This is a genomic window from Dyadobacter sp. CECT 9275 (genome assembly GCF_907164905.1).
Lineage (GTDB): Bacteria > Bacteroidota > Bacteroidia > Cytophagales > Spirosomataceae > Dyadobacter > Dyadobacter helix.
In genome coordinates this window covers 3,475,337-3,494,736 of record NZ_CAJRAF010000002.1, presented here as the reverse complement: position 1 = coordinate 3,494,736, position 19,400 = coordinate 3,475,337, and the positions used below count along the sequence as shown (strand labels likewise).

The following is a 19,400-nucleotide window of genomic DNA, read 5'->3' as shown; positions in this document are numbered from 1 at the left end:
AGATATTTTTTAAAAGACCAGGATCTTTTAAAATGTAGTTGTCAGTAAGTCTGTTGCCGGTAAGCCATGTTATAACGAATAGCCAGCGAAAATACACTTGTCCTGGCATCATAACGTGGTTCTGGTGAAGCTACGTTGCGAACAAGCAGGCGTCCGTCCAGAAATAAATTATGTGCGAGTGAATAAGAGAGCCTCAGATCCAGCGAAGCCGTTTTAGTGGAGATACCCTGCCCCAGCTTATTTCCTTCATCTGTGTACCTCAGTTCATAGCTTTTCATGACATCACCTCCGAAACTCCTGTCGGTGAAAAGAGAATCCCTGCCCTGCGAGGCAAACATCAATGTACCATAAACAGAAAGCCGGGAAGTAGCTTTGTAACGTGCGATACCAACGAATTCTCTGAAATTGGCACCCAAAGGGTGTGCGAGCGACTGACCGTAATGTGCATAGTTGCGCCCCAAATCCTTGTGGGAGTAGGTATAAGGCCTTACCAGATTGTATTCCGCCTGAATATCCAGGTTGGGAATTCCGAAAGCGTCAACGTATTTTGTACCCAGCTGAAAGCTGTACTTGTTGGTCCACGACTTACTGCCGTTGAACATATACCTGGTCAGGAATTCGTCGAGAATGAACTGACTGTAAATAGAAGCTTTTTTCCCTACCAGCCATCTGAAATCCAGTCCTAACAGCGCATTGTCCTGGCTTCCTATATAGGACTCGATATATCTGTAAAATATAATCGGATTAAGATAGTTAAGATCATAACCACCACCGACCGAATCCCTGCTGAATACCTCCGCTTCAAAAATTCCAAGGTTGATTTTGTCGGTCAGGTTCAAACTTAAATGGTGAATGGCTCCGAATTTCTTGCCACGTAGTCCATCCTTTACGTCACTATCCAACATGCTGGTCCACAGGTTGGTATAATGAAAACGGCCCAGCTGGGTATCCAGCCTCAGGAAGAGATAGGGGCTGCTGTTATCCGATAAAATCAAAGACCGGTAACCGCTTCCGAACACGTTGTAGTCATGCCCGAATTTTACATTGACACTTTTTAGCGGACGAAAAGTGATATATCCCCTTGCGGAGAGAAAATCGGTTCCCTGGTTTTTGGTGTACTTGGCCAGGCCCTCACCCGGGAAGCTGTACTGCGGTGAAAAGTCCCTTACATACCTTGGAAACCGTCCCTGATTGTCTGAAACAAAAGTATAAAATCCCAGCTTGTCGTTGATCATTCCCCTGATCTCCACACCCCGGCCAGTGAACCACAAGGTACGGCTGGTATCGGAGTCATTGTCTTTACCGATGAAGTTTGTAGTAACAAAATTGAAATGAAGGTCCCAGTCTTTATTGTGTTTTCCGTAAAGGTCTGCGGCATGTTCCCAAAACTTTCTCTTTTGGCCGTCCGGAAGTGATTTCCTCCATCCAAGCCTGGCCAGTTTGTTATACCTGACAGAGTCCGTTGCAGCGGAACCGCCCGTCCATTCCCAGCTATCCTCGCGGAGATAGTCAATGGTTTCCCAGTCCCTGGAGGTTAATTTAACATTACCTTCCCTCAGGATGGAGTCTGTCAGAGCAACTACCGCCTTTCTTTCGAAAGGCTTTACATTGGAATGAAACCCCTCAGAAAGTTTTCCTCTTTTTATTTCAAGTCTGTCGATCAGGTGGTAGTAGTCGTCATTGAGTGGTATAAAAGAACTTTGAGCCTGGGTAAAAGTTGTTGCAATCAGTACGAAAAATAAAAACGACAACCACTCTTTAAATCTTTGATACATAGGTTGTAAAAGTAGATTCTTCACATATATTGGGATTCCTGCAGACGATCCTGGAAACAAATGTTTCAAATTACGTCAATGAATTTGTATTATCTTGCATAGTTGAGCCTAAAAAACCCTTAAAGTTATGTATTTACTTTCCCAAAAACCTTCTATTGCTGACCACTATTTGGCCGAATTACGTGATTTCAACAGTCAGAAGGACAGAATGCGGTTTAGGCGTAATATTGAACGAATTGGAGAATTGCTGGCTTACGAAATTTCTAAAACGCTTACTTTTCGTACCGGAAAGGTAGAAACACCACTTGGAGTAGCCTCGTCGAGATCTTTGCTGCAGCCGGTGGTACTGGGTACAATTCTCAGGGCAGGTTTGCCACTGCACCAAGGTTTCCTGAATATTTTTGACCACGCCGACAATGCCTTTATCGGCGCATACAGAGGGCATCATATCAGCGACGAGGATGATTTCGAGGTGGAGATGGATTACATCACCAGCCCTGACCTTACCGGTAAAACACTGATACTCATGGATCCTATGCTTGCTACGGGGAGGTCGCTGGAAAAGGTATACCACGCCTTGCTCCGTTTTGGTATTCCTTCTCAAACGCATATCGCAGCGGTGATAGCCAGTGCGGAAGGAGTCAATTTTCTTCAGAGCAGAATGCCGCAATGCAGACTGTGGCTTGGTGCTGTGGATGAAAAATTAAACGAACAATATTACATTGTGCCCGGCCTGGGTGATGCGGGAGATCTCTCCTTCGGGCCCAAATAAAAGGGAGGCCAGAGCCCCAGCCTCCCTTGTAACTGGGAATCGTTACTTTTTTCGATTGTTAATCAAATTAATTCAGCAATTCGTCAAAAGTAATAGATACATAATACATGGCTCCTACGGATGGGTTGGCCCAGCCGGTGGTATACAACTTCCCTGTGAGGTTAGTGCCTCCCACTTTGATGATCGACTTGATGGATGAAATCTTTTTGCTGATCTGTGCATCGAGGGTTGAATAGGAAGGAATGACCGTTTGATCGGCAAGATTTGCGGCTATGCTGGCAACAGTAGCGTGCCATACCATTTCGGTCTGGTACCGGAAAGTGAGGCCAAAACCCCAGCCGGTTCTGTTAATATCCCTGTTGGCAAGCCCCAGATTAAACCGGTATTTGGGAGAGTTGAAAAAGGAAACAAAAGAGGGGTCATTCTGTTTCAGTTCTTTACCGTTATTCAGCATGTTCTGTGTTACATTTCCATTGAAGGTGTATCCTTTTCCGAGCACATACTCCAGACCAAATCCCCATCCCGAATTTTTGACGATCTGTCCTGCATTAACAGGAAAACTGAATACGTTTCTTTTGGAGGGATCCAGCAAGTCGGTAACGGGGCCATTCATATCTTTTTTCTGAAGTACTACCTGTACGCCATCGAAGCTTAGAAAACGGTTGTAATAATAAAAAGCGTCGACATACAATTTATTGGCCACGGCTCCTTTGTATCCTATTTCGTAAGTTTCTACGCGCTCAGGCTGCCATTCTTTAAACTGATACGGTTTCAGTGTCCCGTTCTGGATTGCTGCCTGCGTGATATCGGTTTGCGCATACACCGGATTACCCGTCATGTTGTACTTATCCCGGAAAAGTGGCAGACCTCCCACCAGCCTGACCGTCGGAGTATTGAGGTTAATATACTGATTCTGAGTCGTTGGTATTCGGAATCCTCGCTGAAAGGATAAACGGAAATTATGGTCCCTGGCCACTGTAAGAACCCCTGAAATCCGCGGACTGAACTGTCCTTTGAAATTTTCGTTTTTGTCATACCTGACCGATGCAGTCAGTTTGAAAATGTCGTTGAAATTTTTTGAACCTTGGGCATAGGCACCGTATTCATTGATATTAAATTCTTTTCCCTCCGGCGTACCATCCTGTGTTTCAAATAATGTCCCTTCCGAATTGAGGTCGTACTGGCGATAGTTACCACCTACAACAATCTCAAGTGTTTTGGGGTTGATGATCTTGCTGAAATTGTACATCAGTTCGGCATGATACAGATTAGATTTGTCCAGGAACCTGGCACCGTTCGGGATAGGTGCTTTTTTGATTTCGGAAATGGCGGACTGAAACTGACTTCCTCCCGGCAGGTATAGGCCGTTGGCTGCGGTTACGGCGGGTGCCACTGCTGTATTCATCCACTGCACATTATTGGCTGTGGCATAATTGTTAGCCGTTTGATACGCCATTTGTAGAGCTTGTTGCTGTGGAGTTCCTCCGGCGAGTGCTGTCTGGTAGGCCTGTAAAAGTGCTCCTCCATACTGGGTAATGGCAGTATTCAGAAAGGAGGGCAGAGCAGCACCCAGCGTGGCTTCAAGATAGCGTTTGCTCAGCAGGCTTCCCAATACACCTAGTGCATGGGCGTCGCCCGAATTTTCGCGGGTGGTGTAGGCCCTGACAAAGAAATTGCTGCCACGGATTTCGGCTTTGTATTGTCCTATGGTAAAATTTTGGATGTTGTAACGGTCGGCGCCTGTGTAAACGGCAGAACCTTTCCCCCAATTGACCTGCAGAATGGCTTCAATGTTATCATTGATCCGGTAATGTAAGGAAGCATTCAGTTTCAGGCTTTTGGCGGGATAGTTGGTAAGTGAATTCTCTGCATAGCCGGGTGCGCTGAGGTAATACTGCGGAACTACTTTGCCAAATATATCCCGGGCAATCCGCAATTGGTCCTGAGGGGTTTGCCCGCCCAGCAGCTGAGGAAGCGTAATATTCCCGGCCTGGGGAATTTTGGTGGAATAAATAATTCCAAGTGCACCAGAAGTGCCGTTGGTTCCATCTCCGGGTAACCCGTTTGCATACAATACGTTGTAAACATTTGCACCTACGTCCGCATCACCAAAATAATTGACTCCGTCATACCTGGGATTTTTCATGACGTTCATATTATTGTTTTCAAGCGTAGTGCCGTTCAGCAGGCTTTGGTCCCGGTAATCTGTTGCCTGCCAGTCTTTTGCAGTCAGATAGGAGGCGTTTACCTTAAAAGCTATTTTGTTGTTGAAAGCTTTGGCATAACGGATCCCGAAGTCGTAGAAAGGGGTGTTTTTTTGATCTCTGTTAGAGGCAGACATGATTCCGGTTTTCCCATAAGCACTCAATCCCTGATAGGTAAAAGGCGACTTGCTGTTCATCAGGATGATGCCGTTTATGGCATTGGGGCCGTATAACGCAGAGGCGGCGCCAGGAAGTACTTCCACACTTTCGACATCCAGCTCCGGCATACCTGCAATGTTGCCGACTGGGAAGTTCAGACCTGGTGCCTGGTTATCCATGCCATCGATCATCTGAACAACCCGCGTATTTCCGTTGGCACCAAACCCCCTGGTACTTACGGACCGGAATGTGAGCGACTGGGTACTCATTTCAATACCTTTCAGGTTTTGTAACGCGTCGTAAAAGGAGGCCTGCGGCGTCTCACGAATGGTCCGGATATCGATCTTCTCAATCGAAACCGGTGACTTCATCACACTTTCTTCGACCCTGGATGCTGAAACAATCAGCTCCCGCCCCAGAACGGCCTGTTCCTTCATCTTGATGTCAACGTTGGTCTGTCCGGCGGAAATATTTATTTCCTGGGTTGCAAACCCTACCGAGGATACGACGAGTACGAAAGGAGGTAGTGTGGAACTTGTGAAACTGAAATGACCGTGTGCATTACTTGTTGTCCCGATAACTTTGCCTTTGATCTGAAGGTTTACTCCGATAAGCGGCTCATTTGTAGATTCTTCCGTTACGGTACCGGTAAGCGTTATTTGTCCGTAAGACAGCCCGCCAAACAGAAGCAGTGGCAGGATCATCAGCAGTTTTAAAAATGTAGCATACATGGTTGGTAGTTGTTGAAGTTGTACGCAGCAAGTTAGATGTTTTAACAAAATATTCGTCTTATATTTCAATAATTTCTTTGAATCATCACTTAAATGTGGAATGTTGGATGCAGCATCATTTAGGAAGTTATTACGGGAAGAACTTTTGCCCGGTTCAATACCTGATCGGTACTTTTTTCGGGAGTGTCAGTGAATAAATAGATTTTCGCAGGCTGAGGGTATGGGGAAGGGAGTGATGGTAAAACTTTAATGTTTAGCTTTGTATTATTGGTTTGATAGCAACAAATATTTCCACAATGCAAAATACGTATGTAATTATAATGGCTGGGGGAGTGGGTTCGAGGTTCTGGCCATTTAGCAGGACTAACTTTCCAAAACAGTTTCACGATGTTTTGGGGACGGGACGAACGCTTTTACAACAAACGGTTGATCGTTTCGAGGGGGTTTGCCCAGTAGAAAATGTATATATTGTTACAAGTCAGGAATATAAGGAACTGGTGAAAGAGCAACTGCCTGCCCTTACGGACGACCAGATCCTGCTGGAACCTCACAGGCGTAATACAGCACCCTGTATTGCTTATGCGTGTTACAAAATAGCAGCCAGAGATCCGGCCGCTAACGTAGTTGTGGCTCCGGCCGATCATATCATTCTGAAAGAAGAAACTTTTAAGGATACCATCAGGATCGCACTTGGTGCCACCAGGAACGAAGATATCCTGGTGACGCTGGGGATACAGCCTACAAGACCCGACACGGGATATGGTTACATTCAGTATATACCTGATAAACTCACGATCAAACGTGTAAAATCGTTTACCGAAAAACCACACCTGGACTTGGCCATAAAATTTCTGGAAAGCGGAGACTTTGTCTGGAATGCCGGAATTTTTGTCTGGAATATCAACGCCTTTAAAAAGGCGATCGGATCGTTCCAGCCGGATATCGCCGAAATTTTTGAGAGCGGGATTCCGCATTACTACCAGGATTCCGAAGAGGCGTTTATCGGCAGAGCTTATCAGCATTGCGGAAGCATATCCATCGACAACGGTATTATGGAAAAGGCAGAGAACGTCCATGTGGTGCTGAGCAGTTTTGGCTGGTCGGATCTGGGCACCTGGAAATCGCTTTATGAAGTATCCGAAAAAGATGAAAATCAGAATGTTACCGACGGGAACCTGTTATTATACAATACAACCAATTCGATCATCAAAACACCCAAAGACAAGCTGGTGGTGATCAATGGGCTGGATGGCTTCATTGTAGCCGAATACGACGGGGTGTTGCTGATCTGCCGAAAAGAGGATGAGCAAAAGGTAAAGGAATTCGTAAATGAGGCAAAGGAACTGGATCCGAAATATGTGTAGTGGATTTTAAGATGGGAAGGGAAAAGGACGGTATGATCTGTTAATGAAATGAGATAAGCCAGCAGGTGAGTGCATCACTTACTGATCTCGAAAAAACGCACATCGGCTTGTACCCTTTCTAGGATTTTTTCGGAGCGTTCGGGGCGAGCGTCGGTGATAAATACCTGCCCGAGAAATCCGATATCGATCAGTTCAATCAGTTTGTGGATTCTTCTGTCATCCAGCTTGTCAAAGATATCATCCAGCAACAGGATGGGCGTTTTTTCTTTTTCGGCTTTCAATAGCTCAAACTGAGCCAGTTTCAGGGCAATAACAAAGGATTTTTGTTGCCCTTGTGATCCGAATTTTTTGAGGGTAACACCATCGATTTCAAATACAAACTCATCCTTATGCGCGCCTTTTCCGGTTCTTTGCGCGTACAGGTCTCTGGAACGGTTTTTCCTGAATGCCGCCGGGAAATCCACGCCGGCGAGCTCACTTTCGTAGGAGATATCAACCTCTTCTCTTTCACTGCTCAAAAAAGCATAATGTTTTCTGAAAAGCGGCATGAACCGATCCATGAAGGCTTTCCGGTGCGCGTAAATACTTTGCGACAGATAGATCAACGGCTCATCATAAGTTTCCAGAAGGTCTTCATCAAGATAATTCCTTTCGCCGAAAAGTTTGAGCAGGCCATTGCGCTGTGCCAGAATTTTATTGTACTGCAAAAAATCGTTGAGATAACCCGGTGTGGCTTGCGCCAGTACGCCATCAAAAAACCGGCGGCGCTCCTCACTGCCGTCGCGGATCAGGTCGGTATCATTGGGGGCAATCAGTACTAATGGAAAAAGGCCGATATGCTCGCTGAGGCGGTCATAGTTTTTTTTGTCGGCCATAAAAACTTTACGCTGTCCACGCTGGAGGCTGCAGGTAATTTGTGTATGTCTGCCCAGATCTGAAAAAATACCATCGATCAAAAAAAAATCTGCCGAATGCCGGATACCCAGGGCATCCTGATTATGAAAAGCACTTTTGGTGAGCGTAAGGAAATAAATCGCGTCCAAAAGGTTGGTTTTACCGCTTCCATTTTCGCCAATGATACAGTTTACATGTTCTCCAAACGTAAACACCCGCTCCTCATAACTCTTAAAGTATGTAAGATGGAGCTTTTCTAGCCACATGAACTTCTTTGTTATATAGTTTATGCTTATTTTCGCAAATCATTTGCGTGAGTACGGCAAAAAACAGACTCTGTTCAAACCACTAACTTTAAGACAAAGTTCTGTCTTTATAAACGAGAACCAAATACATGGCCACCGTTACTGAAAAAAAGAAAGCAGCAGCCTCCAAAAAATTACAGCATCCGAAAGAACAATATTTGTTCTGGTTCGAGAATATGCTTTTACAACGACGTTTTGAAGAGAAAGCCGGTCAGCTTTACGGCCAGCAGAAAATCCGTGGTTTTTGTCACCTTTATATCGGCCAGGAAGCCTGTTCTTCCGGCGCGGTTACAGCGCTGACAAAGGGAGATAAGTATATCACCGCGTATCGCGATCATGGCATTCCGCTGGCACTGGGCACGGATCCAAAAGCGATTATGGCAGAGTTGTATGGTAAAAAAACCGGTACTACTAAGGGAAAAGGCGGTTCCATGCACATTTTCGATAAGGAAAATAACTTTATTGGAGGGCACGGTATCGTAGGTGCACAGATTCCGCTGGGTGCAGGTATTGCATTTGCAGAGAAATACAATAAAACCGGCAACCTGTGTATCTGTTATTTTGGTGACGGAGCAATTCGCCAGGGAGCATTTCACGAAGCGCTGAACATGGCCATGAGCTGGAAACTGCCCGTGATATTCGTTGTTGAAAACAATGGTTATGCCATGGGAACTTCGGTGGCGCGCTCATCCAATGTTACGGAGCTTTATACACTGGGAGAGGCATATGACATTCCTTCTGAACCAGTGGATGGCATGAGTGTTGAAGCCATTCACGAAGCTGTTTCCAGAGCAGCAGAACGTGCACGTAAAGGTGACGGACCTACCTTCCTGGAATTCCGGACCTACCGTTACCGCGGACATTCGATGTCTGATCCTCAGAAATATCGTAGCAAGGAGGAAGTGGAAGAGTACAAACACCGTGATCCGATTGAACAGATCCGTGCAGTAATACTGGAAAATAAGCTTGCAACAGAAGAGGAACTGGAGGCAGTTGACAAAAAAGTAAAGGATATCGTTGCTGAATCAGTACAATTTGCGGAAGAGTCAGAATTTCCGGATGCATCCGAAGCATATACAGACGTGTATGTGGAAAATGATTATCCTTTCGTAATGGATTGATCCAGGACAGGAAAATTATACCGTAACCCGTCGAATATCCGGCGGGTTTTTTTAAGTAATTTCATTTAATGGGAAGTAAAATAATCGCATCCTGTTATTTACACGTAGGTAGCATTTAATTAACATTAGTAAAAACGGGTGTACCGGTAGTATGGATGCGGGAATTATCCTGCAAAAACATTACAGGTCTTCAAGTATTATTTTAAAAGTATGCCTCTAGATCAGGAATTTGATAACGAAGAAGAAGAAGGAGAAGAAGGGAAAGAGATGTCGTTTCTCGGGCATCTGGAAGAGTTAAGGTGGCATGTGATCAGGGCAGGAGCTTCGATTCTGGTATTCGCCATACTTTCTTTTGTCTATATTAAGGAAATTTATCACTATGTTATCATTGCACCTTCGCAGCCCGACTTCTGGACTTACAGGATGCTTTGTAAGCTGGCGGATAAAGTGGGTTACGACGAATTGTGTATTAAGGCGCTGAATTTCAAGCTCCAGGCCATCGGAGTGGGAGATCAGTTTACGATGAGTATGACATCGGCTGTTATTGCCGGACTGGTGTTTGCTTTTCCCTACGCATTCTGGGAAATCTGGCGTTTCATCAAACCGGGCCTTCGGTCCTATGAGAGACGGTCCGCTCGTGGTGCTGTATTTTATGTGACATTCCTTTTCTTTTCCGGCGTGTTTTTTGGCTATTACATCGTCACACCTCTGGCGATGAACTTCCTCGCCAATTTTACGCTCGACGAGTCGATCATCAATGAATTCAGCTTATCCTCTTATATCTCGCTGGTGGCAACTTTAACTTTGGCCTGCGGTGTGGCGTTCCAGCTTCCAGTTGTGGTATATGTGCTTTCAAGAGTAGGTGTATTAACGCCAGGGTTCATGAGAGAGTACCGGAAGCATTCTATCATCGTTATCCTGATTGTAGCGGCTATCATTACTCCTTCACCGGATATCTACAGCCAGATCCTGGTAGCAATTCCTTTGTTCCTGCTTTATGAAGTAAGTATTCTGGTTTCGGCCAGGGTGGAAAGGGAAAAACTCAGGGAAGAGAAACGACTTGCCAAATTGGACGGAAGGGATTCCTGATCCATGAAGGGAACTTAACTTTCAAAGTGAATACAGACCTCGGCCAACCGGTCGAGGTCTTCTTTTTCGTGTAATGCTGAAATGGCCAGCCTGGTTACAGGTTCGTCTGTAGGGAGGGGATATGAAAAACAGGAAGCGAATATCCCGTTTGTCAGCAGATAGTCAAAAAGGGATATATTCCGGCTGCACATGACGGCATAATCCGCTATTCCGACAAAAAGACCGGAACTAGTTAGCGCATCGGCAAAATACCGGATATTGGTGATCATTTTTTCGTAACATTCCTGATACGCATTGGCCAGGAGCAGTTCCCTGAAGGCATATATGTAAGCGGGCACGGAAGGAGACGCACCTGCAAACCAGGGAGATTGGCGGAGTCTGTCAAGGATATCCTGAGCCGCTAAAATTACGCCTGCAGGAATCCCCATACCTTTGTTGAGAGAGGCTACGACAATACTATTTTGCTGCAATTTGTCAAGCGGTGAATAAATACCTTTTCCGTTATCACCTGTTACCCCAATCCCGTGTGAATCATCCACTACAAACCAAATATTTTGGGACCGGGGAAGATCGGAAAACAGGGAAAAATCATGTTTCGCTACCCAGGGAGAACCAACGGCATCGGAGCAAACAATATGGATATGATCCGGGTTTTCCCGGATTTCCTGTATCGTTCGCGAAGCCCATTGCTGCCAGGCAAGATTGTTACTACAGAAATTGTTTCCCCAGATAGCGGGGTGTGATCCAGGTGCGTAATGATACCGGATGCGCTCCTTCGCCAAATCAGCTGTTGAATTTCCTGCGATTGATTCTATTTCCTTAAGTACCAGCTGGCCTGCCCACATGCCTGAAGATACCAGAAGTGAGGCAGGGGCCCCCGCGTATCCGGCAAACAGTGTCTCGGTTTCCTCATATATTTCCAGACGAAGGCTGTTATTCCTGGAACTGCCAAAATGGGTACCGTATCTCGAAAATCCCTGTTTTAAGAATTCTTTATAAGCCTGATGGTGGCCCATACCGAGGTAGTCGGTTCCGCTGAACCAAAGATATTCCGCTCCGTCCGTCATTATCACTTTCCTGCCAGGGAGCTGGTTTGTTGGGTAGATCATTGAAATAATCGAAAGCAGGTGTTAAGTTATTTCAATACGGCGCCGGTTCCGTTTTCCGCGGAATAAATTACTTTGCCAAAATCAAAGGTAACACCCGAAGCCGGATCATTCCGGATAAGCAGTGAGCCGTCCATATCCACATAATCCAGCAGGGGAAGCAGGTGCGCAATAGCAGAGATACCTACGCTGGTTTCAGTCATGCATCCCACCATCGTTTTCATTCCCAGTGACCTGGCTTCTGCAATCATCCTTTTCGCAGGAGTAAGGCCTCCGCATTTGGTGAGTTTTATGTTCACGCCGTGGAACAGGCCATGGCACTTTTTTACATCTGATTCCAGAATACAGCTTTCGTCTGCGATCACCGGCAAAGCGCTTTCTGCGAACACTTTTTTCATCCCTGCGGTATCATCTGCTGCCAGAGGCTGTTCTATGAATTCCACTCCGAGCTGCTTCAGCTCCGGGGCAAAGGCAATAGCCTGTTCTGCCGTCCAGGCACAGTTGGCATCCACACGGAAAATGGCATCAGTATTTTTTCTGAGCTCTCTGACGATCTTCAGATCGTCATCCGTCCCGAGTTTTATTTTGTAAATGGGCCAGGGAAGTTCTTTCATTTTAGATACCATTTTTTCAACGGTATCTATTCCAATTGTAAAATTGGTGAGCGGATTGCGGTCGATTGACAAGCCCCAGCTTTTGTATAATTTCTGCCCGTTTTGTTTGGCAAAAAGGTCGTGTGCGGCCTCGTCCAACGCACACTGCGCAAATGAGTTGGATTGTAATACCGGATGAACATGATCCCATAGCTCCTCTGCGCTGGAGAATCGCCCTTTTTCAACCAGAACTCTGGCCCCGGCCAATGCGTCCATCATGTTGTCAACGGTTATGCCATAATAAGGATTGGCAGTTGCTTCACCGAATCCGCGGAAATCGCCGTCCCGTAATTCCACAACGAGCGTTTTCTGGATATCCCGCGAATCGTGGGCAATGGTAAAGGTATGTTTCAGATGGAGGTCAAACGGATGAAAAAGAAGTTGCATATATAAATCTGCCAGATTATTACTTTAGAGTACCAGGTAATTAGTTCCGCATATCAAGGCCCCACGAAAGTTTGCTTCGCAATGTGTTAAGGAAACTGTCGTCGAGCATTTTGATGAGCCGTGCTGTAAAATTAGCTTTCCGGACCGTCAGTTGCGTGTTTTCGTCCACCACCCGTGAGCGGGCGTCGAGGGAAATCAGAAAGTTGCTGCTTCTGCTTTTCACTTCAAGACGTATGACAGCGGTATCTTCCACCACCAGCGGGCGTACGTTGAGGTTATGGGGACTGATGGGCGTTACGATAAAATTCTGAGAATGGGGTACCAGTACCGGTCCGCCGCAGCTTAGCGAGTATCCTGTTGAGCCTGTTGGCGTGGAAACGATGAGGCCGTCGGCCCAGTATGAATTCAGGAACTCCTCGTTCAGATAGGTATGGACCGTGATCATGGACGAAGTATCCGTTTTGGTGATCGTAAAATCGTTTAGCCCGAAATTAAGCCCGTCGAATAAATCGATATTAGATTCGATGGCAACCAGGGATCTTTCATCAATTTTAAATTCGCCTACTTCCAGGGCAGTGATCATGTCCGAAATCCTTTCAGGAGGAACCGTGGCCAGAAATCCCAAACGACCCACGTTGATCCCTATAGCGGGGATCTGTCTTTTTCCAACGTGTGAAATTGTTTCAAGCAGCGTTCCGTCACCACCCATGCTCACTACGAGGCGTGCATCGAAAAGCTCTTCGGGCTTGTCATAAACCAACGTGGAAAAATGAGATATACCGTTTTTGTCCAGAAAGGAGCGAAAAGGCAGGGATAGCTGAACTTCAATTTGCCTCTTTGCCAGTTCATGGAACATGTTTTCGATAAACGGGCGGGCAGAATCATTAAAATTCCGTCCGTGAATTGCAATTTTCATGAAAGAAAATCTAAGTGAGCTTGTTTCACCCGAAAGATACGGGCAAAAATACCGATTCAAAAACAGTCCCGGCTTTTGAAGGAAGAAATAAAATTAAGTGCAAGGTATCAGGTGGCCAGGTAGCGAAGCAGCATATCAAGCCGTTCCTGGTCAACGCTTTCGATCGGATCATTGGCATGAGCCTCTTCAATATCATATCCGAACCTTTCCAGCGTAGCAATTAAAGGTGTAATGTGCGTACGGTTTAACTTTAGGGTAAGACGGGCATCGGAAACGGGCCGCATCGAATCACCGGACGAATAGTAACTGCTCAGAATTTTGGTGCCGTTGGACTCCACAAGCCGGCTTATTTCGGACAGGGAGTAATCTCTTTCAGCAATTTTCAGTACCAGAACGGCACCTTTTTCCTGAATACCCAGATCATTAACGAAACGTTCGACAAGATCGGTGGCGATAATGGTACCAGCAAAGGTACGGTCGTCGTGTAACACAGGAACGACAGCCAGTCCGAATTCGTTGACCAGCCGTAGTAGCTCATAAGTATGCTGATCTTCCAATGCGAAGATATCTTCGTGCTGAATGATTATTTTGGTGAGTGGCTGCGAACTGTCGGTGAAGTCAAACAGAATATCTTCGGAAACAATGCCTTTGTAACTTCCTGCATCTACGACAACCAGTTGCTTTACCTCAAACTCATCCATCCAGTCTAGTGCCATGCTTACCGTGTCGGTAAGCTTGAGCGCTGGGATCATAGGATTTATCAAGGAGGTGGCAATCATAATTTGGTGTCGTTTAGCCGAAGCTATAAAAAAACTGAATATGTGTCAACTTTCGTATGTAAAAGATATTATTTCCTATAAAAAAAGAGCCAGCAGGCTCTTTAAAAAATTATTCGACCGGAACCGAAATATGTTTTTCTAAAAAGCTTTCCAGGATGGTATTAAATTCCTGCGGATGCTCCATCATGGGAGCGTGGCAGCATTTATCAATAAAATAAAGTTCAGAACCCTCAATCAGACGGTTGAATTCATACCCCACATGTGGTGGGGTGATTGTATCATTCAGTCCCCAGACGAGCAAAGTCGGAACTTTTATCTCATGCAGATCTTTTGCAAGGTTGTGCCGCTGAGCGGATTTGGCTATCCCTACAATACTCATACACTTTGGAATACTCGATGTGGTTTCAAAAACTTCGTCGATCAGATCTTTTGTTGCCACTGCGGGGTCGTAAAAGGTATAAGCAACCCTTTCCTTAATATATTCATAACTTCCTCTTTTGGGGAACGAGCCGCCCATCGAGTTTTCGAAAAGCCCTGAACTGCCTGTCAGAACAAGCCGGACCACATTGTCCTGATTTTTTAAGGTATACAACAACCCTATATGTCCGCCCAGAGAGTTTCCGATGACGGTTACATTTGTCAGATTCTTAAATGAAACAAAATCTTCCAGAAATGCCAGCAGTGCTTCCAGCCCGGCCTCGCGCGGAGGCAGTTCATAAATGGGAAGCAAAGGGATAATTACCCGGAAGCGGGAAGAAAATCCGTCAATAATACCATCCCAATTACTCAAGGCACCGAAAAGGCCATGTAAAAGGAGCAACGTTTCGCCTTTTCCTTCGTCGATAAATTGAAACTTGCCTTCGGCATGTATTGAATATTTCATTCTCTTCAATCAGTTTTTATTTGTAAAGGGAAAGTCATTATAGTAAAAAAGAGTTCAATAATTCGATATATCACTCATCAAAGAAACTAGTGTAACTTTCGGATAGTACACAAAACTAACTAATTTTTTGCATTTCATGAAGTAAACGGGCGACAAACATAATTTTATTTTCTTGTAAATATTATATTAAATTAATGATATTAACACAATAAACATAGAATGATGCAATTCTCAGATATGCATTTAGAAGGAAAGAGCTGGTACAATCCGGCAGCCTATACGGTAAATTCCCGCAGTCGGAGCCTTAATATGAATGTGCCCGGGATAGCCTGTTTCTGCTATAATGCGGTTTAAAAAGTGTATCAGAACGATAGGCAGCTGAAAGTTAAGAAATAGTATCATTTATCATTATTAGAAAAAAATTAGAACAACAGGTATCATGGATTTGGAATTAAAGGACAAGATTATCATCGTTACGGGAGGGGCAAAGGGAATTGGCCGCGGAATAGCGGGCGTATTAGCAAAGGAAGGGGCCGTACCGGTGATCATCGGCCGTAACGGAGCGGATAACCAGCAGGCTGTTTCGGAAATAGAAGAAGAGGGATACCGTGCGTTTCAGGTTACGGCGGAGCTGTCTGACCCGCAGGAATGCGCAAAAGTGGTGGATACCGTGCTGGATACTTTCGGAAGCATTGATGGCCTTGTGAATAACGCCGGTGTAAATGATGGTGTGGGGCTGGAAAAAGGCAGTTACGAAAAGTTTATGCAAAGCTTGCACAGTAACCTCATCCATTATTATCTGATAGCGCATCATGCACTTCCTGCTCTTAAGAAATCGCGGGGCGCAATTTTGAATATAGGTTCGAAAACCGCTGAAACAGGGCAGGGAGGAACTTCGGCGTATGCGGCTGCAAACGGAGGAAGAAACGCACTCACCCGCGAATGGGCAGTTGAATTGTTGCCATTTGGAATCCGTGTCAATGCCGTAATTGTTGCGGAGTGCTATACACCGCTGTATGAGAAATGGATACAGACTCTTCCAAATCCTAAGGAGAAACTTGCTTCCATTGTGAGCAAAATTCCTTTGGAAAACCGCATGACCACTGCGGAGGAAATTGCAAATATGGCGGTCTTCCTTTTATCCGTACGTTCCAGCCACACCACCGGGCAGCTTATTCATGTGGATGGCGGTTATGTTCACCTGGATCGTGCGATCAGCGAATAGTATATTTCTGAAAATATCCGGATGAGAAAATTTTTGATTGCCCTTGGAGTCGTGATGATTTCGGGCGTGGCATATAGCCAAAAGGTAATGGATCTGTATCCTGGTGAAATTCCGGGGGCTAAAGGCGCAGCCGATGAAGAGGTTATCAAAGATGGAGTGGCAAGAAAAGTTTCTCATCCGACCTTAACGATTTTTACACCGCCAGCAGGAAAGGCAAATGGTACATCCGTCATCATTTGCCCGGGGGGCGGCTACGGCGTACTGGTGATCGACAGGGAAGGGTACCAGGTGGCTAAGGCCTTTAACGAAGCCGGGGTTACAGCATTTGTACTGAAATACCGGCTGCCAGACAGTAAGCACATGCAGAACCAGGCGGTCGGCCCGTTGCAGGATGTTCAGCAGGCTATAAAAACAATCCGTGAGAATTCAACGGGCTGGAAATTGGACCCTCTGAAAATAGGGGTAATGGGTTTCTCCGCAGGAGGGCATCTGGCAGCCACTGCCGGAACGCACTTTGACAGTACTTTCATAGAAAATAAAAACAAAACAAGTCTGCGCCCCGACTTTATGATTCTGGTTTATCCGGTCATCAGTTTCATGGACGGGATAGGACATGTCGGATCCGCCAAGAATTTGTTGGGATCTGCTACATCCTCAGGCCAGCAGCGTTATTTTTCAAACGAATTTCAGGTAACGTCAAAGACGCCACCAGCTTTCATAACCCACGCCAGTGATGACACTGTGGTTCCTGTTGCCCACAGTATCCTGTTTTATGAAGCGTTAACAGCGAATAAGGTTTTGTCAGAAATGCATATTTATGCCAGGGGGGAACACGGGTACCTTAAAAGGCCAGCTTTTGCAGAATGGTTCGGACGAAATCTGGCTTGGATGTCAGACACTGGATTTCTGCCAAGGTAAGGTCGACTTTCCGATTTTATGATCGGGCTTTATGTCAAGTTTCTCGAAGACCGAATTATTACTTATAAATTCCGGTATACATGCTTTCAGAAGGGCTACAATCTGTTCTGCATCCGCAGACTGCATGGCTAAAGAAAGCAGAGAAATTTTTTCACGTATACCCGACAAATCCATTGGCTGCATGCGGGCAATCATGATTTTTGGATGATGCGTCTGAATATTATGCTCGTGGTCGGCCAGAAGTTCTTCATATAATTTCTCGCCGGGACGTAAGCCGGTATAAGAGATGGAGATATCCTTATCCACGATATAACCCGAGAGCTGGATCATTTTGCGGGCAAGATCCTGAATCCTGACAGCCTCGCCCATATCGAAAACAAAAATTTCGCCACCCATACCCATTGCCCCGGCTTCCAGTACCAGCTGGCAGGCTTCGCTGATCGTCATAAAATACCTTATGATTTCCGGATGCGTTACGGTCACAGGGCCGCCCGCCTGGATTTGTTTTTTGAAAAGGGGAACCACTGACCCGTTGGAGCCCAACACGTTACCAAAACGGGTGACTATGTAGCGGGTTTTTATATTTGGGTTACTGTTTAAATCCTGAAGATATATTTCTGCCAGCCGCTTGGAAGCACCCATTACGTTGGTTGGGTTTACGGCCTTATCGGTAGATACGAAAACAAATTCTTCTACCTTAAATTTGGCACTGAGGTCTGCAACGGTTTTGGTTCCCAGCACATTTGTTTTTACCGCCTCATACGGAAATTTTTCCATCAGGGGCACGTGTTTGTATGCAGCGGTATGAAAAACAATTTCGGGACGCGCCTCCTCAAAAACGGTATGCATGCGAACGACATCCTTCACATCACAAACCACGGAATGGACGGACATTTTTGTTTTCTTGTCCAGGTTCTGCTGGATATCAAACTCCAGATCGTACAGGCCAGACTCCGACTGATCGAGCAGATAAAGCTCTGCCGGGGCATAAACCGAAATCTGACGGGTGAGCTCACTTCCGATAGACCCTGCCGCACCTGTGATCATTATCCTTTTCCCGGTGATCTGTGCCCGGATGTTTTCATCATGCAAAATGATCTGTTCCCGCTCCAGCAGATCCTCAATTTTAATGTTCCTGATTTGTTCACTGTTAAACGTTCCATTCATCCACTGAATCGTGGACGGAACAATGCGCATCACAATATTATATTTTAGAAACAACTCGGCGAGTTCTTTTTTTCTTGCTGAGGATATACTCTGCACCGCCAGAATAATCTGGGGAACTGCCCCCTGCCCCTCGACAAATCTCTGTAGTGCGGTAGGCAGGTCAAATACCCGCACGCCTTCAACCGAGTTGTTGGTAAGGGTTGGGTTGTCGTCAATAAAACATTTGATCTCATATTTTCCGGCCTCCTGTAGCAGGGCATTTTTCGTAATGATACCCAGCGACCCGGCACCATAAATGATCACAGATTGCACGGATTGCCTTTTGGTCCCTTTCATGATATCGACATACATCGATTTAACAAAAAACCTGCTGGCGATCAGCAGGAAAAGACAGATGAAATATTCAATAAGGAGTACGGAAACAGGTATGTACAGATAAACGTTTCCGGAAAAGTAGTATACAAGCCCGGAAAATGAAGCAATCATCAACGTACTTGAACTGACGGTCTGGAAGATGATCTTGATATCTTCCATGCTCGTATGCCTGACAATTCCGTAATAAGACCTGTAAAAGATAAAAAAAGCGGACCTTACCAGTAGCAGTATCAGCAGGAAGTACTGATACATACGCCAGGGGATGTCGTCAAAATTGAAATTAAACCTTAACGTGCATGCCAGCAAAAAGGAAAATGTGACGATTACGAGATCGATAGAAAGTATGAGACGGCGTGATACGAAACGATGCTGGTAACTCTCCAGTACTTTGGTGAATAAGAATTCTATAGATTTAGCAATCATTCTTAACGGGTCAAAGAGTTACATAGGAATGCGTGCGAACACCAAATATACAGAAGCATACTTAAAATTATTCTCCGATAGATAATTAATACTGTATAATTGTCGTGCCAGTATTAAACATTACAAAAAAAGGAGGCTCGTTCTAAGCCTCCTT

Annotated in this window: 15 protein-coding genes; 6 read left to right on the top strand and 9 right to left on the bottom strand. The window is 45.5% G+C overall.

The features are described 5' to 3' along the window. Positions 1-41: 41 nt before the first annotated feature. Positions 42-1,775: a capsule assembly Wzi family protein gene (locus tag KOE27_RS22215; protein WP_215240976.1), complete on the bottom strand. Its 1,734-nt coding sequence runs from the start codon at positions 1,773-1,775 to the stop codon at positions 42-44. Positions 1,776-1,902: 127 nt separating this feature from the next. Between KOE27_RS22215 and upp the strand changes: the two genes are divergently transcribed. Further along, positions 1,903-2,547, top strand: coding sequence for a uracil phosphoribosyltransferase (upp, locus tag KOE27_RS22210; RefSeq protein ID WP_215240975.1), 645 nt, complete (start codon positions 1,903-1,905; stop codon positions 2,545-2,547). Between the two features lie 67 nt (positions 2,548-2,614). On the opposite strand, the gene KOE27_RS22205 is transcribed toward upp, so the two are convergent. Next, entirely contained in the window at positions 2,615-5,641 is a 3,027-nt protein-coding gene (locus tag KOE27_RS22205; protein WP_215240974.1) for a TonB-dependent receptor domain-containing protein, read from the bottom strand. A gap of 296 nt (positions 5,642-5,937) precedes the next feature. Between KOE27_RS22205 and KOE27_RS22200 the strand changes: the two genes are divergently transcribed. Then, positions 5,938-7,005 (top strand): mannose-1-phosphate guanylyltransferase, encoded by a 1,068-nt coding sequence (locus KOE27_RS22200; protein ID WP_215240973.1) that lies wholly within the window; start codon positions 5,938-5,940, stop codon positions 7,003-7,005. Between the two features lie 74 nt (positions 7,006-7,079). Here KOE27_RS22200 and recF read toward each other — a convergent pair whose 3' ends face one another. Then, positions 7,080-8,165: a DNA replication/repair protein RecF gene (gene recF / locus KOE27_RS22195; protein ID WP_215240972.1), complete on the bottom strand. Its 1,086-nt coding sequence runs from the start codon at positions 8,163-8,165 to the stop codon at positions 7,080-7,082. Between the two features lie 128 nt (positions 8,166-8,293). Here recF and pdhA point away from each other — a divergent pair, with 128 nt between their 5' ends. Both pdhA and tatC read left to right on the top strand, forming a co-directional pair. Then, positions 8,294-9,325, top strand: coding sequence for a pyruvate dehydrogenase (acetyl-transferring) E1 component subunit alpha (gene pdhA / locus KOE27_RS22190; protein WP_215240971.1), 1,032 nt, complete (start codon positions 8,294-8,296; stop codon positions 9,323-9,325). Positions 9,326-9,535: 210 nt separating this feature from the next. Beyond that, a complete protein-coding gene (gene tatC / locus KOE27_RS22185) occupies positions 9,536-10,414 on the top strand; it encodes a twin-arginine translocase subunit TatC (protein ID WP_215240970.1) in 879 nt (292 codons plus the stop codon). Between the two features lie 14 nt (positions 10,415-10,428). On the opposite strand, the gene KOE27_RS22180 is transcribed toward tatC, so the two are convergent. The 5 genes from KOE27_RS22180 to KOE27_RS22160 form a co-directional block, all read right to left on the bottom strand. After that, positions 10,429-11,523 carry an aminotransferase class I/II-fold pyridoxal phosphate-dependent enzyme gene (locus tag KOE27_RS22180; protein ID WP_215240969.1) on the bottom strand — a complete coding sequence of 365 codons (1,095 nt, stop codon included), beginning with the start codon at positions 11,521-11,523 and terminating at the stop codon, positions 10,429-10,431. Positions 11,524-11,549: 26 nt separating this feature from the next. Beyond that, the gene (locus KOE27_RS22175) at positions 11,550-12,560 is read right to left on the bottom strand and encodes a dipeptide epimerase (RefSeq protein WP_215240968.1); all 1,011 of its coding nucleotides are present in this window, start codon (positions 12,558-12,560) and stop codon (positions 11,550-11,552) included. 40 nt (positions 12,561-12,600) lie between these two features. Beyond that, complete coding sequence (locus KOE27_RS22170) at positions 12,601-13,476, bottom strand: NAD kinase (protein ID WP_215240967.1); 876 nt, start codon at positions 13,474-13,476, stop codon at positions 12,601-12,603. Positions 13,477-13,583: 107 nt separating this feature from the next. Continuing rightward, positions 13,584-14,255: a CBS domain-containing protein gene (locus KOE27_RS22165; protein WP_215240966.1), complete on the bottom strand. Its 672-nt coding sequence runs from the start codon at positions 14,253-14,255 to the stop codon at positions 13,584-13,586. A gap of 109 nt (positions 14,256-14,364) precedes the next feature. Further along, entirely contained in the window at positions 14,365-15,138 is a 774-nt protein-coding gene (locus KOE27_RS22160; RefSeq protein WP_215240965.1) for an alpha/beta fold hydrolase, read from the bottom strand. Positions 15,139-15,577: 439 nt separating this feature from the next. Between KOE27_RS22160 and KOE27_RS22155 the strand changes: the two genes are divergently transcribed. Then, positions 15,578-16,363 carry an L-fucose dehydrogenase gene (locus tag KOE27_RS22155; RefSeq protein WP_215240964.1) on the top strand — a complete coding sequence of 262 codons (786 nt, stop codon included), beginning with the start codon at positions 15,578-15,580 and terminating at the stop codon, positions 16,361-16,363. 21 nt (positions 16,364-16,384) lie between these two features. Further along, on the top strand, positions 16,385-17,281 hold the full coding sequence (locus KOE27_RS22150; protein WP_215240963.1) for an alpha/beta hydrolase: 897 nt from the start codon (positions 16,385-16,387) through the stop codon (positions 17,279-17,281). Here the strand turns inward: KOE27_RS22150 and KOE27_RS22145 are convergent. Continuing rightward, positions 17,255-19,246 (bottom strand): polysaccharide biosynthesis protein, encoded by a 1,992-nt coding sequence (locus KOE27_RS22145; protein WP_215240962.1) that lies wholly within the window; start codon positions 19,244-19,246, stop codon positions 17,255-17,257. The two genes, KOE27_RS22150 and KOE27_RS22145, sit on opposite strands and share 27 nt — an antisense overlap. Between the last annotated feature and the right edge of the window lie 154 nt (positions 19,247-19,400).